Consider the following 21,422-nt stretch of genomic DNA (forward strand, 5'->3'; position numbering starts at 1 on the left):
CGCATCATGACGCAACTGCGGATCCGCGATGCTGCTGCCTTCCTCGGGGTGAGCGACGACACCGTGCGCCGACTCGTCGACGGGGGCACCTTCGACCGGGCCACCGACGACGCCGGTCGCGCCGTCGTCGACGGTCGACAGGTGGCCGAGTACGCCCGGGCGCGGAGCACCGAGCTGGCCGCCCCGGACACCGGCGTGAAGAGCTCGGCACGGAACCGCTTCGTCGGCATCGTCACCGACCTGGTCGTCGACACCGTGATGGCGCAGGTCGAACTGCAGTGCGGCCCGCACCGCGTGGTCTCGCTCATGAGCGCCGAGGCGGTGCGCGACCTCGGGCTCGAGGTCGGGTCCGTCGCCGTGGCGTCCGTCAAGGCCACGATGGTCACCGTCGAGGCGCCCACCCACCAGGAGGACCCCCGATGACCCGTCGTCCCCGCTCGCTGCTCGTGCCCCTCGCCGTCGTCGCGGCGCTCGGTCTGGCGTCGTGTTCCACCGCCGACGCTCCGGCCGGGTCGTCGTCGCCGTCATCGTCGTCGAGCGCGGACGCAGGCGTGTCGGGCTCGATCACGGTGTTCGCAGCGGCGTCGCTCCAGAAGACCTTCACCACGCTCGGCAAGGACTTCGAGCTCGCGAACCCCGGCGCCTCGATCGAGTTCTCGTTCGCGGGATCGAGCGACCTGGTCACCCAGATCCAGAACGGCGCCCCCGCCGACGTGTTCGCCTCCGCCGACGAGGCGAACATGGCGAAGCTGTCCGCGACCGACCTGGCGAGCGGGTCACCGGAGGACTTCGCGACGAACGTCCTCGAGATCGCCGTCGCGCCGGGCAACCCGAAGGGCATCACGAGCCTCGACGACCTGACCGGCTCCGACGTCCAGCTCGTCACGTGCGCCGCCCCGGTGCCGTGCGGCGCCGCGACGGCGAAGGTCGAGTCCGCCTCGGGCGTCGACCTGCAGCCCGTCAGCGAGGAGCAGTCCGTCACCGACGTGCTCGGCAAGGTCGAGTCCGGTCAGGCCGACGCCGGGTTGGTCTACGTGACCGACGTGCAGGGTGCCGACGGCAAGGTCGACGGTGTCCCGTTCGACGAGTCGAGCAAGGCCGTCAACACGTACCCGATCGGCGTGCTCAAGGCGTCCGAGGACCCGGAGCTCGCGCAGGCCTTCTCCGACTACGTCCGGTCCGCCACCGGCCAGAAGGTGCTCACCGCCGCCGGGTTCGGGAAGCCGTGACCCGTGGCCTCGCGGGCTGACGGACGGCCGCCGGTCGCCTGGTGGCTCCCGCTGCCCGCGGTGCTGGGCGGCCTGTTCGTCGTCGTCCCCGTGCTCGCGATGCTCGGTCGGGTCGACTGGTCGTCGTTCGTCGCCCTCGTCACCTCGACGGCGTCGCTCACGGCCCTCGGGCTCAGCCTCGGCACCGCGCTGACCGCCACTGCCGTCGCGTTCGTGCTCGGGTACCCGCTCGCCGTGCTGTTCGCCCGGTCCCGGTCACGGTGGGTGGGTGTCGCCCGCGCCGTCGTGCTGCTGCCGCTCGTGCTGCCGCCCGTCGTCGGCGGGCTGGCGCTGCTGGCGGCGTTCGGTCGCCTCGGGGTGGTCGGGGCGTTCCTCGACGACCACGGACTGCACATCGCGTTCACCACCACCGCGGTCGTCATCGCGCAGACGTTCGTCGCCATGCCGTTCCTGGTCTCCTCGATCGAGGGTGCGCTCCGCGTCGAGGGGGACCGGTACGAGCGGGTCGCCGCGACCCTCGGCGCCGGTCCCACCCGCACGTTCCTCACCGTCACGACCCCGAGGGTCCTGCCCGGCATCGTCTCCGGACTGGTGCTCTGCTTCGCGCGCGCACTCGGCGAGTTCGGTGCGACCCTGACGTTCGCGGGCAGCCTGCAGGGGGTCACCCGGACCCTGCCGCTGGAGATCTACCTGCAGCGCGAGGTCGACCCGGACACCGCCGTGGCACTGGCGGTCGTGCTCGTCGTGGTCGCCGTCGTGGTCATCGGTGCCTCGTCGCTCCGGACCCGGGGCGTGGCAGCGTGAGCGGGGTCACCGCACGCATCGTCGTCGAGCGACGCGGGGTCGACGTCGCCCTCGAGGTCGCGACGGGGGAGTGCGTGGCGGTCATCGGGCCGAACGGCGCGGGCAAGTCCACCGTGGTCGAGGCCCTCGCCGGCCTGCTGCCGATCGACGCCGGACAGGTGGTCCTCGGCGGCACCGTCGTGTCGGACCAGCGGCGGACCGTCCCCGCCCACCGCCGCCGCATCGGACTCGTCGCCCAACGGCCGGACCTGTTCCCGTTCCTCGACGTGGTCGGCAACGTGGCGTTCGGCCCGCGCGCCGCCGGTGTCCGACGGGCCGCTGCCCGTGCCCGCGCGCTCCGTGCCCTGGCGGCCCTCGGCATCGACGACCTGGCGGGACGGAGCCCCGATGCGCTGTCCGGCGGGCAGGCCCAGCGCGTCGCCATCGCCCGGGCGCTCGCCACCGACCCGGCGGTCCTGCTGCTCGACGAACCGACGTCGGCGCTCGACGTCTCCGCGCGCGACGAGGTCCGTGCGGCCCTCCGGACCGCGATCGGCGGGCGTCCGAGCGTCCTGGTCACGCACGACCCGGTCGAGGTCGTCGCCCTGGCCGACCGGGTGGTCGTCGTCGAGCACGGCCGGGTCGTCGAGGACGGCACCCCAGCGGCCGTGCTCGGACGGCCCACGAGTGCCTTCGCGGCGGCGTTCTCCGGACTCGCGCTGGTGCGCGGGACCGCCACCGCGGGTGGGATCGCGACCGACGGCGGGGGCGAGTTGGCGTCCGGGACGCACGCCGTGCCTCCCGGACGGCCCGCCCTGGGCGCCTTCCACCCGACGGCCGCCGTGCTCACGCGGGACGGCGCCGGACCGGAGCGCACCGTCACGTCGCTCGAGCCGCGGGACGGTCTGGTGCGGGTGCGCGCTGGCGACCTGGTCGCGGACCTGACCCTGGCGCGGGTCACGGCGCTCGGGATCGGACCCGGCGATGCGGTCCACGTGGACGTTCCCGCGTCCGAACTGGCGGTGTACGCGCCGCGCGGTTGAGACAATGGACGGATGACCTCCTGGTTCCCCAAGGCGTGGCCCGTGGCCATCCCGATCCTGGCGGCCGTCGTGCTCGCGTTCTCGTACGGCCGCTACGGACTCGGCACCGTGGTCGTGGCGATCGTCGCGGTCGTGCTCGCCGCCACCGTGCTCGCGGCGGTGCACCACGCCGAGGTCGTCGCGCACCGGGTCGGGGAACCGTTCGGGTCACTCGTGCTCGCCGTGGCGGTCACGATCATCGAGGTCGCGCTGATCATCTCGCTGTCGAGCTCCGGCGGTGCCCAGGCCGAGACGCTGGCGCGAGACACGGTGTTCTCGGCCGTGATGATCACGATGAACGGGTTGGTCGGCCTCGCGATCCTGATCGGGACGCTCCGGCACAACACCGTGCGCTTCAACCAGGAGGGCGCGAGCGCCGCGACGATGACGGTGGCCGCGCTCGCCGTCCTGACCCTGGTGCTGCCGACGTTCACCACTGGCACCGACGACGCGTCCTTCACCGGCACGCAGCTCGTCTTCGTGGCTGTGGCGTCGATCGTGCTCTACGGGCTGTTCGTCGTGACGCAGACCGTGGCCCACCGCGACTTCTTCCTGCCGGTCAACCGCTCCGGCGGCGTGCTCACGGAGTCCGAGGACGCCCACGCCGCCCGGCCGACCGGACGCGCGACGATGATCTCGCTCGCACTGCTCGTCGTCGCGCTCGTCGCCGTCGTCGGGCTCGCCAAGGTCGAGTCGCCCGCGATCGAGGCCGGCGTGGCCGCGGTCGGGTTCCCGCCGTCGTTCGTCGGTGTCGTGATCGCCCTGCTCATCCTGCTGCCCGAGGGCATCGCGGCGTCGAAGGCTGCCGCCCGCAACCGGATCCAGACGAGCCTGAACCTGGCGATGGGGTCGGCGATGGCGTCGATCGGTCTGACGATCCCCTCCATCGCGGTGGCGTCGCTGTTCATGCCGGGCACGCTGCTGCTCGGCCTCGGGTCGTCGCAGATCGTGCTGCTCGCGCTGACGATCGTCGCCGCGGTGCTCACCGTGCTGCCGGGTCGGGCGACGCGACTGCAGGGCGGGGTGCACCTGGTGATCTTCGCCGCGTTCATCGTGCTGTCCGTCTCGCCGTAGGGGGGCGCGGCGGCCGCGGCGCGGAGGCGTACCTGGTCGGATCGGGCGTACCTGGTCGGAAGTTCTGACCCGGTATGCCCGGAAACACCAGGCATCGCGGGCGTTCTGGGAAAGAACGGGCACAGGGCGCGCAGGCACGGGGACGAGTCGGGAGTACCAGGTCGTTCCGGGCGTACCTGGTCGGATCGGGCGTACCTGGTCGGAAGTTCTGACCCGGTATGCCCGGAAACACCAGGCATCGCGGGCGTTCTGGGAAGGAACGGGCGGGGGCGCTCAGCCGCCGGCGAAAGGGGGCATGACGTCGACGACCGCGACCCCGGACAGCGCGGTGGCTCGGTCGCGGGTGGTCACGCCGTCGACCAGGTACGAGCACCGCTCCTGCAGCGCACTCCATCGCGATGGGTCGGTGGCGGTGACCTCGCGCAGCGCCTCGTCGAGCGTGCCGGCCGCGGTGGTCAGCGTGTCCGCGCCGACCGCCGCCCGGGCAGCGGCGAAGAACCGGATCGTGGTCATGTCTCAGCCGCCGATCGCGCTCATGCCGCGCGTCGGGTGCACGAGCTCGTCGCTGTCGTCGCCGTGGTCGCGCGGCTTCGCCCACATCGCCCGGCGCCACAGCTCGGCCAGGCCGTCGTCGGAGACCCCTGCGCGCATCGGGCCGAGCACGTCGGTCTCCGCGTCGGAGAACAGGCAGCTCCGGACGTTGCCGTCGGCGGTCAACCGGGTGCGGGTGCAGTCGGCGCAGAAGGACTCGGTGATGCTCGCGATGATGCCCACGGTGCCGAGTGACGCACCGGAGCGCGCGTCCTGCACCCGGTACCGCTCGGCCGGGGCGCCGTCACGCGGTGCCTCGTCCGGCGTCAGCACGAACGACGACGCCAGCAACGCCCGGGTCTCGGCAGCGGTCACCATCTCGGTGCGGTCCCAGGCGTGGTCGGGGTCGAGCGGCATCTGCTCGATGAACCGCAGCTCGTAGCCGCGGTCGAGGCACCAGCGCAGCAGCTCCGGCGCGGCGTCGTCGTTGATCCCGCGCAGCAGCACCGCGTTGACCTTGATGTCGAGGCCGGCGTCGTGGGCGGCGGACAGCCCGGCGATGACCTTGTCGAGGAACGGGCGGCGGGTCACGGTGGTGAACACGTCCGGGTCGACGGTGTCGAGCGACACGTTCACGCGCCGCAGCCCGGCGTCGTACAGGGCCTGGGCGCGGTGGGCGAGGCCGATGGCGTTCGTGGTGAGCGACAGTTCCGGGGGGTCGGGCAGCGCGGCGCACCGGGCGATCACGTCGACCAGGTCGTGCCGGAGCATCGGCTCGCCGCCGGTGAACCGCACCTTGCGCACGCCGAACCGCGACGCCCCGATCCGCACCAGCCGCTCGATCTCGGCGGCGGTCATCAGGGCGTCGTCGGGGGCGAAGGGCAGCCCGGCGGCCGGCATGCAGTAGGTGCAGCGCAGGTTGCACCGTTCGGTCAGCGACACCCGCAGGTCGATCGCACGGCGCCCGAAGCGGTCGACGAGCCCGGCGGACGCCGGGTCCACGGTCGTGCCGAGCAGGGTCGCGGGTGCCATGCGGCTCAGCGTACGTGTTCGACGCTCCGGAACGACAGCCGTTCCCACCAGCGCCGCCAGTCCGACCGGCTCGTGCGCAGGAGCGTCACCACCACGATGACGGCCACGGCGGCGAGCAGCCACCACCGGTAAGCGTCCGTCGACGGCCACACCCCGCGCAGCGCGATGGCGAGCCCGATCGACAGCCACTCCCACCGGCCCGACAGCACCACGAACGGGATGAGCAGCAGCGCGTACCAGGGGTAGCGCGGGGTCACGGCGAGGAACGTGACGCCGATCATCAGGACCTCGCCGGACCACGGCCGCGACGGGTCGGACAGTCGCCAGGCCACGAAGGCGGCGAGCAGCACGGCGAGCCCGACCACGACGGTCGCGGCGTCGCCCCGGAACACCAGCGACACCAGGGCGAACCGGGAGCCGTCCTCGTAGCCCTCCTCGCTCAGGTAGCCGGGCAGGTACCCGAGCACGTCGAGCCCCGTCGTCAGCACGTAGGGCACGTAGAGCAGTCCGAACACGGCGATCCCGACCGGGATCGCCCACCAGGACCGCCACCGCCCGAGCAACGGCGGGTACACGATCGCGGGGATGAGCTTCGTCGCCGTCGCCGCACCGAGCGCGATCCCGCCCCAGATCGGTCGACCGAACGCGACGAGGACGGCACCCGCGGTCGCGAGCGCCGCGCCGAGGGCGTCGACGTGCGAGTTCGTCACGGCCTCGGACGCCACGAGCGGCGACCAGGCCCAGAGCGCTGCCCACCACGTCGGACGACCGGTCTTCCGCAGCACCACGACGAGGGCGATGGTCACCACGAGCGAGAGGAGCAGGCCCGCCACCTGGAACGGCATGTACTGCGCGGTCGCCGGCACGAACGCACGGACCGCGGCGAACCAGAGCTGCGCCATCGGCGGGTAGATCGTCGTCACGTCCGGCCGGTTGATCGCGGTGCAGTGGCCGTCCGCGCCGTCACCCAGGCCGCGGAACCGGGGCTTGAGGTCGTCGCACGTGCCGTTCACCTTGTCCGGGAACAGCCAGTCGGGCCGCAGACCGGACAGTGCTGTGGACTGGGGGGTGTGCGCGTACGGTGAGACTCCGGCATGCTGGACGATGCCGTCCCACGCGTACCGCGCCGAGTCGGTGCTCGTGCTCGGTGGGCCGGCCAGCGCCGCGAGACCGACCACCACCGCCCCGACCATGACCACGGCGGTCATCCACCGGGCGGGCACGAACCGCAGCGCGAGCACGGCGATCACGAACACCGTCCAAGCGATCAGCGTCCACGCAACGAATGACGAACGAGTGTCGGATCGGAGGAACCCCAGATGCGTGACGCCGAAGGCGATGACGCCCGCGAGGGCCAGTACCCCGACGACCGCGCCCACGACGGCGAGGCGGGCACCGGGTCCGACGGCGGAGGACGGTCGGACGGCACGCAGTCGGTCGCTCATGGTCCGTCGAGGCTAGCGGGCATGCGGCACCTGCTGTTCGAGGCGCGGGCCGCACTGGCCTCGCCGAACCGGAACGCGCGCTCCGCGGTGGTGCTCGGACGACTGCTCGGCATCGCCTTCGTGGTGTGCTTCGGCACCGGCATCTACAGTCACCTGCTGCAGGAGCCCCTCGGCTGGATGCGGTTCCCGACCCGGCCGACGCAGCTCTACCAGTTCACCCAGGGCCTGCACATCACCACCGGCATCGCGATCATCCCGCTGTTGCTGGCCAAGCTCAACACCGTCATGCCCGCGCTGGTGCAGGTCCCGCCGGTGCGCGGCGTGCTGCACCTGTTCGAGCGGCTGTCGATCGCCGTGCTCGTGTCGGCCTCGATCATCCAGGTCACGACCGGCCTGCTCAACACGTACCAGTGGTACCCGTGGCCGTTCCCGTTCCGCCAGGTCCACAACGCGATGGCGTACGTGATCATCGGGTCGCTCATCATCCACATCGCGTCGAAGCTGCCGGTGATCGCCCGCTACTGGCGGAAGCGCGACTCCTACGACGAGCAGGGCCGGTTCATCGTGGACCCCGCGTCCGGCAGTGAGCTGCTCCCACCCGTCCTGGAGGCCCGCCCGGCGTCCGCACCGCAGGCTGCGGGTGCCGAAACGACCCAGTCCACGGCCCCCGGCCTGCTCGGCCGCGTGTTCCGCTGGATCGACGGCGTCGACGCGGTCAAGGCTGTCGAGGCGGTCGACGCAGCCCCGGACGAACCGACGGCCGATGCGCCGGAGCCGACCCGGGCCTCCCGGTCGGTCGAGGAGCGCGCGCAGGGCCGACGCCAGCGGATCGCACGACGCGGGTTCTTCGGCGGTGTGACGGCCGCGGTCGTCGGCGTCGTCGCCCTGACGGCGGGGCAGTCCTCGAAGCTCGCCGAACCGTTCAACGTGTTCGGCGCGCGCCAGCGCGGTCTCGGCGCGAACGGCCTGCCGGTCAACCGCACCGCCCGCGCGGCGGGGGTGCTCGCCAGTGCGACTGCCGCGGACTGGACGCTGACCGTCGTCGGACCCGACGTGACCCGGACCTTCGTGCGCGCGGAACTCGTCGCGCTCGGTACCACCGAGGTCGACCTGCCGATCTCGTGCGTCGAGGGGTGGAGCCAGATAGGCAGCTGGAAGGGCGTGCGGATGCGCGACCTGCTCGGCGCCGTGCAGGCCGAACCCGGATCGCACGTGCGCGTCACGAGCCTGGAACGGCACGGCGGCTACCGGATCATGGACATGGGGCCGGAGTACGCCGAGGACCCGACCACCCTGGTCGCGCTCGAGCTGAACGGTTCGACGCTCGACCTGGACCACGGGTTCCCGGCGCGGATCATCGCTCCGGGGCGACCGGGCGTGCTGCAGACCAAGTGGATCGAGAAGATCGAGGTGCTGCGGTGAAGGCCGCGCGGATCGTGCTCGTCGTGCTCGGCGTGCTGGTGATCGCGTTCGGCGCCTACGTCCTGGTGACGTCGGTCAAGCCGAACCGGATCGGCGGGCTGGCGACCTGGCTGCTCGGCGCGGTGATCCTGCACGACGCGATCCTGTCGCCGTTCGTCGTCGGCGCCGGACTGCTCCTGCGTCGGGCGGGGCGGTCGCTCCGGGCGTGGGTGCTCGTCGTGGTGCAGACGGTGATCGTGCTCGGCAGTGTGCTCGCCCTCGTGGTGCTGCCCGAGATCGCGGCGAAGCGGCACGGGCAGAAGAACCCCACGATCCTGCCGTTCGACTACGGCACGCGGTTGCTGATCGTCGAGGGGGTGCTGCTGCTCGTGGTGGTGGCGGTGCTCGTCGTCGGGGTGGTCCGTGCGCGGCGGACGCGTGCCGGTGGCCCGCGCGCCGACGGTGCGCGCGCCACTGGTTAAAGCGACAACCATTCGGTAGGATGGAGACATGACCGACGAGACCCCGTGGCTCACCCGCGAGCAGCTGCGCGCGTGGATGAAGCTCGTCGCCGTCATGGAACTCCTGCCGGCGGCGCTCGACCAGCAGCTGCAGCGTGACGCGGACCTGACGCACTTCGACTACATGGTCATCGCGATGCTCTCCGAGACCGACGGCCGCACGCTGCGCATGTCGGCGCTGGCCTCGGCGACGAACGCCTCGCTGCCCCGGCTGTCGCACGTGGTGTCCCGGCTCGAGAAGCGCGGGCTCGTGACGCGCTGCCCCTCGACCTCGGACCGCCGCGCGACCGACGTCCGGCTCACCGACGCCGGGTACGCCACGATCGTCGAGGCCGCTCCGGACCACGTCCGCACCGCACGCCACGTCGTGATCGACGCCCTGAGTGACGAGCAGGTCGTCCAGCTCGACGGCATCGCGGCCGCACTGCTCACACGGCTCGACCCCGAAGGGCGGTTCGCTGCCCTGACGTACCCGCGGGACGACGACGACACCGCGATCTGCGAGGCCCGGCTGACCGGTGCCAGCACCGACTGAACGGCGCTGTGGGCCCGCGTCTGCGCCCGCGTCTGCGGGCTCGGTCGTTGCAATAGGCTCGGCCCATGACCGACCCCGCCGCGCCGTCCGACACCTACTCCTACCTCGGACCCGCCGGCACCTTCACCGAGGCGGCCCTCAAGCTCGTCGAGGCCGCGGCCGGCAAGCCCTGGCGGAGCGTCAACAACGTCGGTGAAGCGCTCGACGACGTCATGTCCGGCCGCTCGGTCGGAGCGGTCATCGCGATCGAGAACAGCGTCGACGGCGGCGTCAGCGCAACGCAGGACGCCCTCGCCCGGATCCCCGGCGTACGGATCGTGGGGGAGTACCTCGTGCCGGTCGACTTCGTGCTAGTCGCGCGCCCCGGCACCGTGCTCGCCGACGTCCGCACGGTGAACGCGCACCCGGTGGCGTACGCGCAGACCCACAACTGGCTCGAGGCGAACCTGCCCGGTCACGGCCACATCCCGGCGTCGTCGAACGTCGCCGCCGCGCTCGCCCTGCTCGAGGCGAACCCCACCGCCGACGCCGCCGTCGCACCGCCCGGCATCACCGACCACCACGACGTCGTCGTGCTCGCGTCGTCGATCGGCGACAACGCCTCGGCCGTGACCCGCTTCGTGCTCGTGTCCAAGACCTTGGCGCTGCCCGAGCCGACCGGTGCCGACAAGACGAGCGTCATCGTCGAGCTGCCCGCCGACCACCCCGGCGCCCTGGTCGACATGCTCGAGCAGTTCGCGACCCGCGGCATCAACATGGGGCTGCTGTCGTCGCGGCCGATCGGCGACGAGCTCGGCCGCTACCGGTTCGTCATCGACCTGGACGGGCACGTGCAGGACGAGCGCGTGGCCGACGCCCTGCTCGGTCTCCGTCGGTTCAGCCCCCGCGTGACGTTCCTCGGGTCGTACCCGCGTGCCGACGGCGCGCAGCCCGAGGTGCCGGCGCGCTACTCGGACGCCGCGTTCGTCGAGGCCCGGGACTGGCTGCGCGCGATCGTGTCCGGCGAGCCCGACGCGGGCTGACGCGCGGCGGTGTGCTCGTCGGTCGGTGCTGCCCGGTGCGAGGTTGATCACTCCGTGCGCCCGAACAACCTCGCACCGAGTGAGTAACGCCGCACGGGCCGCACCGCCGCCCCGCGCGCCGCTCAGCGCTTGCGGCCGCGCACCCAGCTCGGCCGCGGCTCCACCGTCGGCACCTTGACCGTCAGCGAACCGGGGTCGATCCGCGCACGGAACGCCGTGATCTCGCCCACCGGGTCGCCGTCGATCTCGAACTCGTCGGGCTTCTCGAGCCGCAGCGTGAACTCCTCGCCGCGCATGTAGCGCAGCGGACGCTCCTGCTTCGCCGCCGTGGTGATGCGTCGACCGATCAGCGTCTCGGACAGCGCCGAACGCCGGAACCAGCGCAGGATCCCGTTCTCCCAGAACACGCGGGCACCGATCCGCACCCAGCCGAAGAAGCCGCGGGGGCGCATCACGACGATGTCGAACACGCCGTCGTCGATCTCGGCGTCGGGCAGCAGCATCGCGTTCGCCTGCAGCATGCCGCAGTTGCCGACGATGACCGAGTGCGCGCGCACCGAACCGTTGCGAGCCGACTCGTCGAGCCGGTACTTGAACTCGAAGCCGTCGGTGTCCCGCACGGAGCGGAGCAGCGAGTCGAGGTACGCGAGCCACCCGACGCGCTTCTTCAGCTCGGGCCGGGTGTTCGCGATCATCCGGGCGTCGAGCCCGAGGCCCGCCATCACGACGAAGCCGAACTGCTCGCGGGCGCCGTCCGGCCGCTCGATGCCGATGAGGCCGAAGTCGATCGCCCGCTCGTGGCCGGAGAAGATGGTGTGCGCGCTGCTCGCCAGGTCGTCGAGGGGGAGCTTCATGTTGCGGGCGAGCAGGTTGCCCGTCCCGCTCGGCAGCAGCGCGAGCGAGGCACCGGAGCCGTGCACGACCTCGGCGACCGCGCGCACGGTGCCGTCGCCACCCGCGGCGGCGACGACGTCGGCCCCCGCCTCGAGCGCTGCGCGGGCCATGCCCCCGCCCGGGTCTTCCTCGGTGGTCTCGAACCAGAGCGTCTCGGCCCAGCCGGCTTCCTGCTGGTGCTGTTCCACGGTGGCCTTGAGGGTCGGCAGGTGGACCTTGACCGGGTTGTAGACCACGGCAGCCGTCCGGTGCTCGGTGGGGAGGGCGTCCTGGTCCGCGGGCGCGGTCTCCGAAGGGGTCGACATGGGATCAACGGTACCGATCGGACGCTGCGAGCGGCGGGTTCCTCCCCATGTCGCCGCCTCTAGGATGGAGCGGTGATCGATCCCCAGCTGCTTCGTGACAACCCGGACGTCATCAAGGCCTCGCAGGAGTCCCGCCGCGCATCCGTCGCCGTGGTCGACGAGGCCGTCGCCGCCGACGCCGCCCGACGCAGCGCGATCACCGCGTTCGAGTCGCTCCGCGCCGAGCAGAACGCCTTCGGCAAGACCGTCGCCAAGGCCCCGAAGGACGAGAAGGCCGCGCTCGTGCAGCAGGCCCAGGCGCTCTCGGCCCGGGTGAAGGAAGCCCAGGCGACCGTCACGGCGGCCGAGGAGACCTTCAACTCCGTCGTACGCGCCATCCCGAACGTCGTGCTGCCCGGCGTCCCTGCCGGTGGCGAAGAGGACTTCGTCACCCTCCGCACCGTCGGCACGAAGCCCGAGTTCGACTTCGAGCCGAAGGACCACGCCGACCTCGGCGAGCACCTCGGCATCATCGACATCCCGAGGGGCGTGAAGGTCTCCGGCTCGCGCTTCTACTTCCTGCGCGGCCTCGGCGCCCGGCTCGAGATCGCGCTCATGTCGCTCGGCCTCGACCGCGCCATCGCCGCCGGGTTCGAACCGCTCATCACCCCGACGCTCGTCCGCCCCGAGACGATGGCGGGCACCGGCTTCCTCGGCGAGCACGCGGCCGAGGTCTACCGGCTCGAGGCCGACGACCTGTACCTGACGGGCACGAGCGAGGTCGCACTCGCCGGCTTCCACGCCGACGAGATCCTCGACATCGAGAAGACCGCGCACCGCTACGCCGGCTGGTCGACCTGCTACCGGCGCGAGGCCGGCTCGGCGGGCAAGGACAACCGCGGCATCCTGCGCGTGCACCAGTTCAACAAGCTCGAGATGTTCGCGTACGTCCACCCGGACCAGGCCGAGGCCGAGCACGAGAAGCTGGTGTCGTACCAGGAGCAGATGCTGCAGGACCTCGGACTGCACTACCGCGTGATCGACGTCGCCGCGGGTGACCTCGGCACGAGCGCGGCGAAGAAGTACGACATCGAGGCCTGGGTCCCGACGCAGGGCACGTTCCGCGAGCTCACCTCGACGTCGAACTGCACGACGTTCCAGGCCCGTCGCCTCGACATCCGGTACCGCACCGAGAGCGGCAAGACGGCCCCGGTCGCCACCCTGAACGGCACCCTCGCGACCACCCGTTGGATCGTCGCGATCCTCGAGACGCACCAGCAGGCCGACGGCTCCGTCGTCGTGCCCGAGGTGCTGCGCCCCTACCTCGGTGGCGTCGAGGTGATCGAGCCCCGATGAGCACGCAGGGGCGGTTCGTAGACGGTGCGGCGCAGGGCGCGGGCGCCGGTGCTCCCGCCCGCACGAAGCGGTGGCTCGTCGCCCTCGACATCGACGGCACCACCATGCGCGAGGACGGCGTCATCACGGAGGCCGTGGTCGCCGCCGTGCGCGATGCCGAGGCCGCCGGGCACGAGGTCATGCTCTCCACGGGCCGCAGCGAGGGCATGACGGTTCCGCTGCTGGAGACCCTCGGCATCGAGCCGAAGTACCTCGTCTGCGCCAACGGTGCGCTGACCCTGGCCCGTCGTCCGGACGGGTCCTACGAGCGTGTCCACGTCGAGCACTTCGACCCGAGCGACGTCCTGCAGACCATCCGAGGCGCCCTCGAGAACGCGGCCTTCGGCGTCGAGGACGAGACCGGCCACTTCCGGTTGTCCGAGAACTTCCCCGCCGACACCATGACCAACGCCGGCGAGCTGGTGCCGTTCGAGCAGCTGCTCACGGTCGAGGCCACCCGCGTCGTCGTGATCTCGCCGGAGCACGGGCTCGAGGAGTTCTTGCAGATCGTCGAGGACATGGGCCTGCACAAGGTCTCGTACACGGTCGGGTGGACCGCGTGGCTCGACATCGCACCAGAGGGCGTGACGAAGGCCACCGCGATGGAACGCGTGCGCGAGTGGCTCGACATCCCGCGGTCGCGCGTCTTCGCTGCGGGGGACGGCCGCAACGACATCGACATGCTCCGGTGGGCATCGACCTCCGGTCGTGGCGTCGTGATGGGCCAGGCGCCCGATGACGTCGTGGACGCCGGCAACGAACTCACCGGCGGCGTGTCCGACGACGGCCTGGCAGCGGCGCTCGACTCCTTGCCGCGCTGACCCCGGCATGCGCTGACGCGCACGGCGGACGGGAGGCCCGTTAGACTTCCCGGGACGCGGTCACGTCTCGCCACGTGGTCGCGTCACTGGAGGGTTGTCCGAGCGGCCGATGGAGCCTGTCTTGAAAACAGGTGGGCAGAGATGTCTCGTGGGTTCGAATCCCACACCCTCCGCCATGGACACCCGGTTGCGCCTGCTCCGCGTCGACGACGCGGCGACGCTCGCCGCCGTCATCACCGCGAGCGCCGAGCACCTGCGCCCGTGGGAGCCGTCCCGGGCGCCGGCGTACTTCACCGAGCAGGGCCAGCACGACGTCATCGTGCAGTCGCTCGCTGCAGAGCGCGCGGGCAACGCGGTCCCGTTCGTGATCGAGTCGACGGACGGTGAGCTCCTCGGGCGCATCACGCTGAGCGGCATCACCCGCGGCGCCCTACAGTCGTGCGCGATGGGGTACTGGATCCGCGCCGACCGACTCCGCCAGGGCCACGCCTCCCGCGCCGTCGCCGCTGCCGCCGGCCACGCGTTCGACGTCCTCCGACTCCACCGGGTGCAGGCCGAGACGCTGCCGGAGAACGTGGGGTCGCAGCGTGCCCTCGAGTCCGCGGGGTTCAAGCGCTACGGATTCGCTCCGGAGTACATCACGATCAACGGCGCCTGGCGCGACCACGTCATGTTCCAGCTCCTCGCACCCCCTCCTGCCACACGGCGCACTCGATGATCGAGGTCGTCGAGTACCAGCCGTCGTGGCCCGTGCGGTTCGCGGTGTTGCGGGACGCGTACGCCGCAGCCCTCGGCGCCGCCGGTGCGCCCTACCGCAGCATCGAGCACGTCGGCAGCACGTCGGTGCCCGGCCTCGCGGCGAAGCCCGTGATCGACGTCGACATCGTCGTCGATGCCGGCGCCGTCGCGGCGGCGGTCGCAGCGCTGGCCGTGATCGGCTTCGAGCCACGGGGAGACCTCGGCGTCCCCGACCGGCAGGCCTTCCGGACACCCGAGCGCTTCGCCCCGAGCAACACCTACGTCGCCACCGCCGGCTCGCTCTCGCTCCGGAACCACCTCGCCGTCCGCGACGTGCTGCGCGCCGACCCGGCCCTGCGCGACGAGTACGCCGCCGTGAAGCGCTCAGCGGCTGCGGAGGCCGAGGACATCGACGACTACATCGAGCGCAAGAGCGACGTGCTCGGTCGTGTCCTGGCCGCGGCGGGCATCTCCGCCGAGGAGCGCGCCGCGATCACCGCCGTCAATCGCGACATCACCGATCGCGGTGCCCGCGGTTGACGGTCCTGGTTCGGGAACCGCGAGGTTCCCGAACCAGGACCGTCAACCGGCCCGGTCTTCGACGTCGCCGTGTTCGCGCTCCCACTCGTCCTTCCGCGCCACCGCCTGGTCGAGCTGCTGGTTCCTGACGGCACGCTCCGCCGCGGTCTGACCGACGTAGCCAGCGACGGCGAGCAGCGCCGAGCCGACCCCGAGCAGGATCTTCAGCAGCTCGCCGTCCGACGTCGCCAGCAGCCAGAGCGCGAGCGCGCCGAAGCCGGTGATCGGGACTCGGAGGGCGGACGCCAGGAACTGCACGTCCTCCACCGTACGGCGGACGCCGCGCCCGCGACCGGGCCTCAAGCGGTCGCGAGCGCCGGGTACAGCGCCGTCAGCGGCGCACTGAGCCCGGCGCGGACGTCACGGCTGACCTGGTCGGCCAGCACCTCGTGCTCACCGGCCTCCACGGCGTCCCAGATGAGCCGGACGATGTCGGCCGGGTCGGACTTCTCGACGTCGAGCCCCGCGGTCATGCCGGTGTCGGTGTAGCCGAGGTGTGCGCCGACGACCTGGGTGCCCTGGGGTGCGAGCTCGAGGCGGAGCGAGTTCGTGATCGACCAGAACGCTGCCTTCGACGCCGAGTACGCGCCGGCGAGAGCGACCCAGCTCAGGGCCGAGTGCACGTCGATCAGTGCGCCGCCACCGATCGAGGGGGCGAAGGCCTTGGCGACACGGAGCGCGCCGAAGACGTTCGTCGCGAAGATGCGCTCGACCTCCGCGACCGAGGTGTCGACGAGCGGGTCGGCCCCGGCGATGCCGGCGTTGTTCACGACGATCGTCGTGTCGGCTGCGGCGCGGGCCGCGCCGTCGACGCTCTCCTGGCTGGTGACGTCGAGGGCGAGCGGCACGATGCGCTCGTCGTCCCAGGTGCGCGGGGTGCGGGCGGTCGCGTAGACCTTGGCGGCACCGCGGTCCAGGGCCTGCTGGACGAACTCGGCGCCGAGGCCGCCGTTCGCTCCGGTGACGAGGACGATGGCGTTGGTGAGGTCGGTCATGAGGGGCTCCAGACGAGAGAAGTTGAGTACGGAAACCGAACCTAGCACGTTGTGTCCGGAAATCGAACCCAGCTAGGATGAACACATGCTCGGCATCCTCGGCGGCGACGAGCGCTGCCCCATCGCACGGTCCCTCGACGTCCTCGGCGAGAAGTGGACGCTCATGATCGTGCGCGACGCCCTCGCCGGTTCCACGCGCTTCAGCCAGTTCCAGCAGAGCCTCGGCGTCCCGCGCGAAGTCCTGACCGCACGACTGGCCTCCCTCGTCGACGGGGGAGTGCTCGAGCGCACGACCTACAAGGCGGAGGGTGCCCGGGTGCGCGAGGAGTACATCCTCACCGACGCCGGCCGCGATCTCTCGCTGGTGCTCCTGGCGCTCGGCGGCTGGGCCGACCGGTACCGGCCGTCCGAGCTGACGTCGGACCTGCGCTTCGTCGACACCGCTTCCGGCGAGCCGGTCGAAGCGGTCGCGGTGACGCAGGAGTCCCAGCAGCGTGTGCCGCTCCAGCGGCTCACCGCCGTCATGGACCCGGCCACCTGACGGACGGGAGGCCCGTGGCGGCCCCGCCCCGCGCCTCCAGGACGGTTTGGTGGTGCGTCAGCGACGCACGTCGCACCCGCAACTCGCGCCCAGGACCAACTCGGCGGGCACAAGGTCGCGGTGCCACTGGTTGTCCGCGTCGAGCCCGAGCACACGGTCGACGGCGGCGGTCGCCATCGTCTCGATCGGCTGCCGGACCGTCGTGAGCTGCGGGTTCGTGTAGTCGGCCTCGGCACCGCCGTCGAACGACACGATCGCGACGTCCTCCGGTGCGCGCAGCCCGAGTTCCCACAGTGCCCGCAGCACACCGACGGCCTGCATGTCCGAGCTGACGAAGACGGCGCGGGGTCCCGTCCCGTCCGCGAACATGCGGAGGCCGGCCTCGTACCCGCCCCGCCGGGTGAAGTCGCAGCGCACGATCGGGCCGTCCGGCAGCCCGGCGTCGCGCAGGGCCCGCATCCAGCCCTGTTCGCGGAGCTCCATGGAGCCGGCGTGCCCCATGACCAGGCCGATCGACCCGTAGCCGTGCTCGACCAGGTGGCGGGTGCCGTCGTACGCGCCACGCAGGGCGTCGACGCCGATGCTGGCGTACTCGGGCACCTCGAAGAAGGTGTTGAGCAGGACCATCGGGATGCCCGGGTCCGACACGGTGGACAGGTCCGGGTGGGTCATGATGCTCGTGACGATGATCCCGTCGACCTGACGGGCGGACAGGCTGCGGAGCCGCTCGCGCTCCTGGCTGGCATCGCCGTCGCTGTTGGCGAGCAGGACGTCGTAGCCGCGGGCTGCTGCGGCGTGGGTGACCTCGACGGCGAGCTCCGACCAGAAGGGGTTGTCGAGCTCGGGGACGATGAGCCCGAGCATCTTCGACGACCCGGTGCGCAGGGCCTGGGCGCTGGCGTTCGGCCGGTACCCGAGGACCCGGATCGCGTCACGGACCCGGGCGGCGGTGGCCGCCGCGACGGGGCGGGGGCCGTCGTGCACGACGTAGCTGACGACGGAGGTGCTCACGCCGGCGTACCGGGCGACGTCGGCGCGGGTGACCGCCCTCGGGGTCGTCGGGACGCTCACGGGTGCCACCTTCGTCGGCTCGGAAGTCGCGTTCGGGTGCCGGCCCGTGCGGACCGACACCCGAACACCACTTGCTATTCGCTGGCGATACTAGACGAGGGCACCGCCGAGGTCGTCTCCGGGGCGTCCCCGAAGTCCGGCACCTCGAGGCGTGCGCCGCCCTGCAGGGCCGACTGGTGGGCGATGATGCCGGGCAGCGTGAAGCGAGCGGCGGTCCAGGCGTTCACCGGCGGCAGCGTCCGGTCGACGACGGCGCGGACGAAGTCGTCGGCGAGGAACTGGTGCGAGCCCTCGTGCCCGGTCGGCACGCCGGCGTACTCGGCGGGCAGGCGGTCGGTGTCGTGCACCTCGGCGTACCCGGACACGAACGCGTCGCGCAGCGAGGGGTCGACGCCGGCGAGACGCGGGTCGTCGAGGTCCATCGTCGCCTGCGTGTTGATCTTGTCGCTGATGTCGTGCGAGTCCTCCTTGTCCTGCCAGACGCTGGTCTTCGCGAGCTGTTCGAAGCTCGCTTCGGTGCCGAAGTAGCGGAAGCGGGACTCGCGGATGTGCGACGGGTAGCCGACACGGCGCATCTCGTTGATGCGCATGACGCCGCCGTTGTCGAGCTCGAACAGGGCGGTGGCGTTCGAGAAGTCGTTGTCGAACTGGCTGACGTCCTTGTCGAAGACGCCGTCGCCCCGGTCGTCCTTGACGCCGATGCAGCTGACGCTGACCGCGTGTCCGGGGATGGCGCCGAGGACGCCGCCGACCGAGTGGGTCGGGTACAGCATGGGCGGGTAGCTGGCGGTGCGCTTCCAGTCCTCGCCACCGCTGAACTGGTACGCGGCGTAGAACCCGAGGTCCATGTCGTGCACGTAGTCGCCCTCGGAGTAGAAGACCCGGCCGAAGGCGCCGTCGGCGACCTGCTTGCGGGCGAACACCGTCGCGGGGTTGTAGTAGCTCGTCTCGCCCATCATGTAGGTGAGCCCGGTCTCGCGGACGGCCTCGATGATGTCGCGGATCTCGTCGACCGAGATCGCCATCGGCACCGCCGAGTAGACGTGCTTGCCGGCGCGGAGCGCCTTGACGACGAGCGGACCGTGCGTCCAGCGCTGCGTGAAGATCGCGACGGCGTCGACGTCCGAGGCGAGCACGGCGTCGAAGTCGGCGAACGTTCCGTCGAGGTGCTGCGACTCGACGAGCTCCGACGCGCGGTCGTCGACGAGGTCGGTCACGAAGACGCGGTCGACGGCCGGGTGGAGCTTGAACAGCTTGGCGAACTGGGGGGCGAACTGGCCCGCGCCGACCATTCCGACAGAGATCATCAGTGACCTTTCCAGGGTGAGGGATGCGTCGCCGGGCAGGTCGCGCCGATGCGATCGACCGCCATCCTGACACGATTGTCTACACGTGACAACCCCGGATTCGGAGCGTGAAAGAGACTCTTGCTACCCGGTGTCACCACGTGTAGATTCCCGGCTCACGGACTGCTGCACGTCAGTCCACCGCAGACGAAGGAGTCGCGATGGCCACCGAGAGCCCTGTGTCGTCACCCTTGACGACCGCCAGCACGAGACGGAGGAGTCGGGCAGCCGACCTCCCGCTCGCCCGTACCACCGTCCCACGCCGCCGCCGTCCCCGGAACGACCTGTGGCTCGCGCTGCTGTTCATCGCGCCGGCCGCGATCGGCTTCGTGGTGTTCCTCGCCTGGCCGACCGTGCGGGGCATCTACCTGAGCTTCACGTCCTACAACCTGCTCACCGAGCCGGAGTTCACCGGGCTGCAGAACTACGCGCGGCTCGTGCAGGACTCGATCTTCTGGCACTCGATGGTCGTCACGATCGAGTACGTGCTCATCAACATCGTCATCCAGACGGTCGTCGCACTGTTCATCGCCGTGATGATGCACCGCCTGACGAAGTCGACCTTCGTGCGCGGCATCGTCCTGGCGCCCTACCTGGTGTCGAACGTCGTCGCGGCGCTCGTCTGGCTGTGGATCCTCGACACCCAGCTCGGCATCGGCAACGAGATGCTCGCGGCCCTCGGCCTGGACCGCATCCCGTTCCTGCAGAGCGACGTCTGGGGCATCCCGTCGATCGCGCTCATCAACGTGTGGCGGCACGTCGGCTACACGGCGCTCCTGATCTTCGCCGGACTGCAGTCGCTGCCCGAGACGGTCTACGAAGCCGGCCGCATCGACGGTGCGAGCGAGTGGAAGATGTTCTGGCGCATCACGGTGCCGCTGCTCCGCCCGATCCTGTCGCTGGTGCTCATCATCACGGTGATCGGGTCGTTCCAGGTGTTCGACACCGTCGCCGTCACCACGCAGGGCGGCCCCGCGAACGCCACGAACGTCGTGCAGAACTACATCTACAACCTGGCGTTCGGCCGGTTCCAGTTCGGCTACGCGTCCGCGGTCTCGGTCGCGCTCCTCATCGTCCTCAGCATCATCACGATCATCCAGTACCGCCTCACCCGCTCGGGTGAGTCGGACCTGGACTGAACGGAGCGCCGCACCATGACCACGACCCTCACCCGTTCCGTCACCACGAAGCGTCCGCCCCGACCCGGAGCCGGCCACCGTCGCCGTCCGTCGGTCGGCCGCGTCCTCGCCTGGGTCGCGATGATCATCGTCATCGTCGTCACCCTGTTCCCGTTCTACTGGATCCTGCGCACCGCCCTGTCGTCGAACGGTGCGATCAACTCCGACCCAACGTCGCTGCTGCCCGTCGGGTTCAGCCTGGGTGGGTTCGAGCGGGTCCTCGGCCTGCAGTCCACCGAGGAGGCCCTCGCCCAGGGTGGCTCCGGCGCTGCCCTGAACTTCTGGCGGTACCTGCTCAACTCGGTGATCGTGTCGACGCTCGTCACGGTCGGCCAGGTGTTCTTCTCGGCCGCTGCCGCGTACGCCTTCGCCCGACTGCGCTGGCCCGGACGCGACAAGGTCTTCGGGGTGTTCCTCGCCGGCCTGATGGTGCCCGCGATCTTCACGCTGCTGCCGAACTTCACGCTCATCAAGCAGCTCGGGCTCGTCGACAACCTGCTCGGCATCGCGTTGCCGACGATGTTCATGACCCCGTTCGCGGTGTTCTTCCTGCGGCAGTTCTTCCTCGGCATCTCGAAGGAGGTCGAGGAGGCCGCGCTGATCGACGGCGCGGGCAAGGTCCGGGTGTTCTTCCGGCTCGTCATCCCGATGGCCGCCGCACCGATCGCGACGCTCGCCGTGCTGACGTACATCACGAGCTGGAACGACTACTTCTGGCCGCTCATGGTGTCGTACACGGACAGCTCGCGGGTGCTCACCGTCGCCCTCGGTGTCTTCAAGTCGCAGTCCCCGCAGTCCGGCACCGACTGGGCCGGGCTGATGTCCGCGACCCTCGTGGCGGCGCTCCCGATGATCGTGCTGTTCGGCGTCTTCGCCAAGCGGATCGTCAACTCCATCGGCTTCTCCGGGATCAAGTAGCCCCGGC

At 71.2% G+C, this 21,422-nt stretch carries 24 protein-coding genes and 1 tRNA gene; 17 read left to right on the top strand and 8 right to left on the bottom strand.

From position 1 onward, the window contains the following. Positions 1-6: 6 nt before the first annotated feature. The 5 genes from EDF33_RS09135 to EDF33_RS09155 are packed head-to-tail and all read left to right on the top strand — an operon-like array spanning position 7 to position 4,168. The gene (locus EDF33_RS09135; RefSeq protein WP_111084694.1) at positions 7-423 is read left to right on the top strand and encodes a TOBE domain-containing protein; all 417 of its coding nucleotides are present in this window, start codon (positions 7-9) and stop codon (positions 421-423) included. Further along, positions 420-1,229 (top strand): molybdate ABC transporter substrate-binding protein, encoded by an 810-nt coding sequence (gene modA / locus EDF33_RS09140; protein ID WP_132099865.1) that lies wholly within the window; start codon positions 420-422, stop codon positions 1,227-1,229. Before EDF33_RS09135 ends, modA begins: the two co-directional genes overlap by 4 nt. A gap of 3 nt (positions 1,230-1,232) precedes the next feature. Next, positions 1,233-2,033, top strand: a complete 801-nt coding sequence (locus EDF33_RS09145) for an ABC transporter permease (RefSeq protein WP_131846675.1) — start codon at positions 1,233-1,235, stop codon at positions 2,031-2,033. Then, positions 2,030-3,055, top strand: a complete 1,026-nt coding sequence (locus EDF33_RS09150) for an ABC transporter ATP-binding protein (RefSeq protein WP_132099866.1) — start codon at positions 2,030-2,032, stop codon at positions 3,053-3,055. The genes EDF33_RS09145 and EDF33_RS09150 overlap by 4 nt, the downstream gene beginning before the upstream one ends. 12 nt (positions 3,056-3,067) lie before the next feature. Beyond that, positions 3,068-4,168 carry an ionic transporter y4hA gene (locus EDF33_RS09155; RefSeq protein WP_123938380.1) on the top strand — a complete coding sequence of 367 codons (1,101 nt, stop codon included), beginning with the start codon at positions 3,068-3,070 and terminating at the stop codon, positions 4,166-4,168. A 273-nt stretch (positions 4,169-4,441) separates the two neighbouring features. Here EDF33_RS09155 and EDF33_RS09160 read toward each other — a convergent pair whose 3' ends face one another. From EDF33_RS09160 to EDF33_RS09170, 3 genes are read right to left on the bottom strand one after another with little or no spacing between them, the layout of a single operon-like run. Further along, positions 4,442-4,681 carry a MoaD/ThiS family protein gene (locus EDF33_RS09160; RefSeq protein WP_123291834.1) on the bottom strand — a complete coding sequence of 80 codons (240 nt, stop codon included), beginning with the start codon at positions 4,679-4,681 and terminating at the stop codon, positions 4,442-4,444. Positions 4,682-4,684: 3 nt separating this feature from the next. Further along, on the bottom strand, positions 4,685-5,731 hold the full coding sequence (gene moaA / locus EDF33_RS09165; protein ID WP_132099867.1) for a GTP 3',8-cyclase MoaA: 1,047 nt from the start codon (positions 5,729-5,731) through the stop codon (positions 4,685-4,687). A 5-nt stretch (positions 5,732-5,736) separates the two neighbouring features. Continuing rightward, positions 5,737-7,176, bottom strand: coding sequence for a glycosyltransferase family 87 protein (locus EDF33_RS09170; RefSeq protein WP_123938377.1), 1,440 nt, complete (start codon positions 7,174-7,176; stop codon positions 5,737-5,739). Between the two features lie 21 nt (positions 7,177-7,197). Here EDF33_RS09170 and EDF33_RS09175 point away from each other — a divergent pair, with 21 nt between their 5' ends. The 4 genes from EDF33_RS09175 (at position 7,198) to pheA (ending at position 10,655) form a co-directional block, all read left to right on the top strand. Then, on the top strand, positions 7,198-8,598 hold the full coding sequence (locus EDF33_RS09175) for a molybdopterin-dependent oxidoreductase (protein ID WP_207906664.1): 1,401 nt from the start codon (positions 7,198-7,200) through the stop codon (positions 8,596-8,598). Then, complete coding sequence (locus EDF33_RS09180) at positions 8,595-9,059, top strand: hypothetical protein (protein ID WP_132099868.1); 465 nt, start codon at positions 8,595-8,597, stop codon at positions 9,057-9,059. Before EDF33_RS09175 ends, EDF33_RS09180 begins: the two co-directional genes overlap by 4 nt. Positions 9,060-9,087: 28 nt before the next feature. Next, positions 9,088-9,633: a MarR family transcriptional regulator gene (locus EDF33_RS09185; RefSeq protein WP_123291838.1), complete on the top strand. Its 546-nt coding sequence runs from the start codon at positions 9,088-9,090 to the stop codon at positions 9,631-9,633. A 65-nt stretch (positions 9,634-9,698) separates the two neighbouring features. Continuing rightward, positions 9,699-10,655, top strand: coding sequence for a prephenate dehydratase (pheA, locus tag EDF33_RS09190; RefSeq protein WP_123338582.1), 957 nt, complete (start codon positions 9,699-9,701; stop codon positions 10,653-10,655). A gap of 122 nt (positions 10,656-10,777) precedes the next feature. Here pheA and EDF33_RS09195 read toward each other — a convergent pair whose 3' ends face one another. Next, positions 10,778-11,854 (bottom strand): diacylglycerol kinase family protein, encoded by a 1,077-nt coding sequence (locus EDF33_RS09195; protein WP_123291840.1) that lies wholly within the window; start codon positions 11,852-11,854, stop codon positions 10,778-10,780. A gap of 72 nt (positions 11,855-11,926) precedes the next feature. Between EDF33_RS09195 and serS the strand changes: the two genes are divergently transcribed. The 5 genes from serS (at position 11,927) to EDF33_RS09220 (ending at position 15,327) form a co-directional block, all read left to right on the top strand. Then, the gene (gene serS, locus EDF33_RS09200) at positions 11,927-13,189 is read left to right on the top strand and encodes a serine--tRNA ligase (protein WP_131880489.1); all 1,263 of its coding nucleotides are present in this window, start codon (positions 11,927-11,929) and stop codon (positions 13,187-13,189) included. After that, entirely contained in the window at positions 13,186-14,049 is an 864-nt protein-coding gene (locus EDF33_RS09205; RefSeq protein ID WP_123291842.1) for an HAD-IIB family hydrolase, read from the top strand. The genes serS and EDF33_RS09205 overlap by 4 nt, the downstream gene beginning before the upstream one ends. Positions 14,050-14,137: 88 nt before the next feature. Continuing rightward, positions 14,138-14,225 (top strand) — tRNA-Ser (locus EDF33_RS09210). Beyond that, positions 14,225-14,767, top strand: coding sequence for a GNAT family protein (locus EDF33_RS09215; RefSeq protein WP_131880492.1), 543 nt, complete (start codon positions 14,225-14,227; stop codon positions 14,765-14,767). The genes EDF33_RS09210 and EDF33_RS09215 overlap by 1 nt, the downstream gene beginning before the upstream one ends. Next, positions 14,764-15,327 (top strand): GrpB family protein, encoded by a 564-nt coding sequence (locus tag EDF33_RS09220; protein WP_131880494.1) that lies wholly within the window; start codon positions 14,764-14,766, stop codon positions 15,325-15,327. Before EDF33_RS09215 ends, EDF33_RS09220 begins: the two co-directional genes overlap by 4 nt. A 42-nt stretch (positions 15,328-15,369) precedes the next feature. Here EDF33_RS09220 and EDF33_RS09225 read toward each other — a convergent pair whose 3' ends face one another. Further along, on the bottom strand, positions 15,370-15,624 hold the full coding sequence (locus EDF33_RS09225; RefSeq protein ID WP_123938372.1) for a hypothetical protein: 255 nt from the start codon (positions 15,622-15,624) through the stop codon (positions 15,370-15,372). 41 nt (positions 15,625-15,665) lie between these two features. Then, positions 15,666-16,361, bottom strand: coding sequence for an SDR family oxidoreductase (locus EDF33_RS09230; RefSeq protein ID WP_132099869.1), 696 nt, complete (start codon positions 16,359-16,361; stop codon positions 15,666-15,668). A gap of 85 nt (positions 16,362-16,446) precedes the next feature. Between EDF33_RS09230 and EDF33_RS09235 the strand changes: the two genes are divergently transcribed. Beyond that, the gene (locus EDF33_RS09235) at positions 16,447-16,902 is read left to right on the top strand and encodes a helix-turn-helix domain-containing protein (protein WP_132099870.1); all 456 of its coding nucleotides are present in this window, start codon (positions 16,447-16,449) and stop codon (positions 16,900-16,902) included. Positions 16,903-16,959: 57 nt separating this feature from the next. Here EDF33_RS09235 and EDF33_RS09240 read toward each other — a convergent pair whose 3' ends face one another. Both EDF33_RS09240 and EDF33_RS09245 read right to left on the bottom strand, forming a co-directional pair. Beyond that, positions 16,960-17,973, bottom strand: a complete 1,014-nt coding sequence (locus tag EDF33_RS09240; protein WP_243692417.1) for a LacI family DNA-binding transcriptional regulator — start codon at positions 17,971-17,973, stop codon at positions 16,960-16,962. A 74-nt stretch (positions 17,974-18,047) separates the two neighbouring features. Beyond that, positions 18,048-19,283 (bottom strand): Gfo/Idh/MocA family oxidoreductase, encoded by a 1,236-nt coding sequence (locus EDF33_RS09245; RefSeq protein ID WP_132099871.1) that lies wholly within the window; start codon positions 19,281-19,283, stop codon positions 18,048-18,050. Between the two features lie 197 nt (positions 19,284-19,480). Here EDF33_RS09245 and EDF33_RS09250 point away from each other — a divergent pair, with 197 nt between their 5' ends. Both EDF33_RS09250 and EDF33_RS09255 read left to right on the top strand, forming a co-directional pair. Further along, positions 19,481-20,458, top strand: a complete 978-nt coding sequence (locus EDF33_RS09250) for a sugar ABC transporter permease (protein WP_228506149.1) — start codon at positions 19,481-19,483, stop codon at positions 20,456-20,458. Positions 20,459-20,473: 15 nt separating this feature from the next. Beyond that, positions 20,474-21,415, top strand: coding sequence for a carbohydrate ABC transporter permease (locus EDF33_RS09255; RefSeq protein WP_123291849.1), 942 nt, complete (start codon positions 20,474-20,476; stop codon positions 21,413-21,415). Positions 21,416-21,422 lie beyond the last annotated feature (7 nt).

The organism is Curtobacterium sp. PhB146 (assembly GCF_004342995.1).
Taxonomy (GTDB): Bacteria; Actinomycetota; Actinomycetes; order Actinomycetales; family Microbacteriaceae; genus Curtobacterium.

What these genes read in the sequence shown, in the direction of transcription:
- EDF33_RS09135 (WP_111084694.1), top strand. Translation starts at nt 7, where the DNA reads ATGACGCAACTGCGGATCCGCGATGCTGCTGCCTTCCTCGGGGTGAGC.
- modA (WP_132099865.1), top strand. Translation starts at nt 420, where the DNA reads ATGACCCGTCGTCCCCGCTCGCTGCTCGTGCCCCTCGCCGTCGTCGCG.
- EDF33_RS09155 (WP_123938380.1), top strand. Translation starts at nt 3,068, where the DNA reads ATGACCTCCTGGTTCCCCAAGGCGTGGCCCGTGGCCATCCCGATCCTG.
- EDF33_RS09160 (WP_123291834.1), bottom strand. Translation starts at nt 4,681, where the DNA reads ATGACCACGATCCGGTTCTTCGCCGCTGCCCGGGCGGCGGTCGGCGCG.
- moaA (WP_132099867.1), bottom strand. Translation starts at nt 5,731, where the DNA reads ATGGCACCCGCGACCCTGCTCGGCACGACCGTGGACCCGGCGTCCGCC.
- EDF33_RS09170 (WP_123938377.1), bottom strand. Translation starts at nt 7,176, where the DNA reads ATGAGCGACCGACTGCGTGCCGTCCGACCGTCCTCCGCCGTCGGACCC.
- EDF33_RS09175 (WP_207906664.1), top strand. Translation starts at nt 7,198, where the DNA reads ATGCGGCACCTGCTGTTCGAGGCGCGGGCCGCACTGGCCTCGCCGAAC.
- EDF33_RS09185 (WP_123291838.1), top strand. Translation starts at nt 9,088, where the DNA reads ATGACCGACGAGACCCCGTGGCTCACCCGCGAGCAGCTGCGCGCGTGG.
- pheA (WP_123338582.1), top strand. Translation starts at nt 9,699, where the DNA reads ATGACCGACCCCGCCGCGCCGTCCGACACCTACTCCTACCTCGGACCC.
- EDF33_RS09195 (WP_123291840.1), bottom strand. Translation starts at nt 11,854, where the DNA reads ATGTCGACCCCTTCGGAGACCGCGCCCGCGGACCAGGACGCCCTCCCC.
- EDF33_RS09205 (WP_123291842.1), top strand. Translation starts at nt 13,186, where the DNA reads ATGAGCACGCAGGGGCGGTTCGTAGACGGTGCGGCGCAGGGCGCGGGC.
- EDF33_RS09215 (WP_131880492.1), top strand. Translation starts at nt 14,225, where the DNA reads ATGGACACCCGGTTGCGCCTGCTCCGCGTCGACGACGCGGCGACGCTC.
- EDF33_RS09220 (WP_131880494.1), top strand. Translation starts at nt 14,764, where the DNA reads ATGATCGAGGTCGTCGAGTACCAGCCGTCGTGGCCCGTGCGGTTCGCG.
- EDF33_RS09230 (WP_132099869.1), bottom strand. Translation starts at nt 16,361, where the DNA reads ATGACCGACCTCACCAACGCCATCGTCCTCGTCACCGGAGCGAACGGC.
- EDF33_RS09235 (WP_132099870.1), top strand. Translation starts at nt 16,447, where the DNA reads ATGCTCGGCATCCTCGGCGGCGACGAGCGCTGCCCCATCGCACGGTCC.
- EDF33_RS09250 (WP_228506149.1), top strand. Translation starts at nt 19,481, where the DNA reads ATGGCCACCGAGAGCCCTGTGTCGTCACCCTTGACGACCGCCAGCACG.
- EDF33_RS09255 (WP_123291849.1), top strand. Translation starts at nt 20,474, where the DNA reads ATGACCACGACCCTCACCCGTTCCGTCACCACGAAGCGTCCGCCCCGA.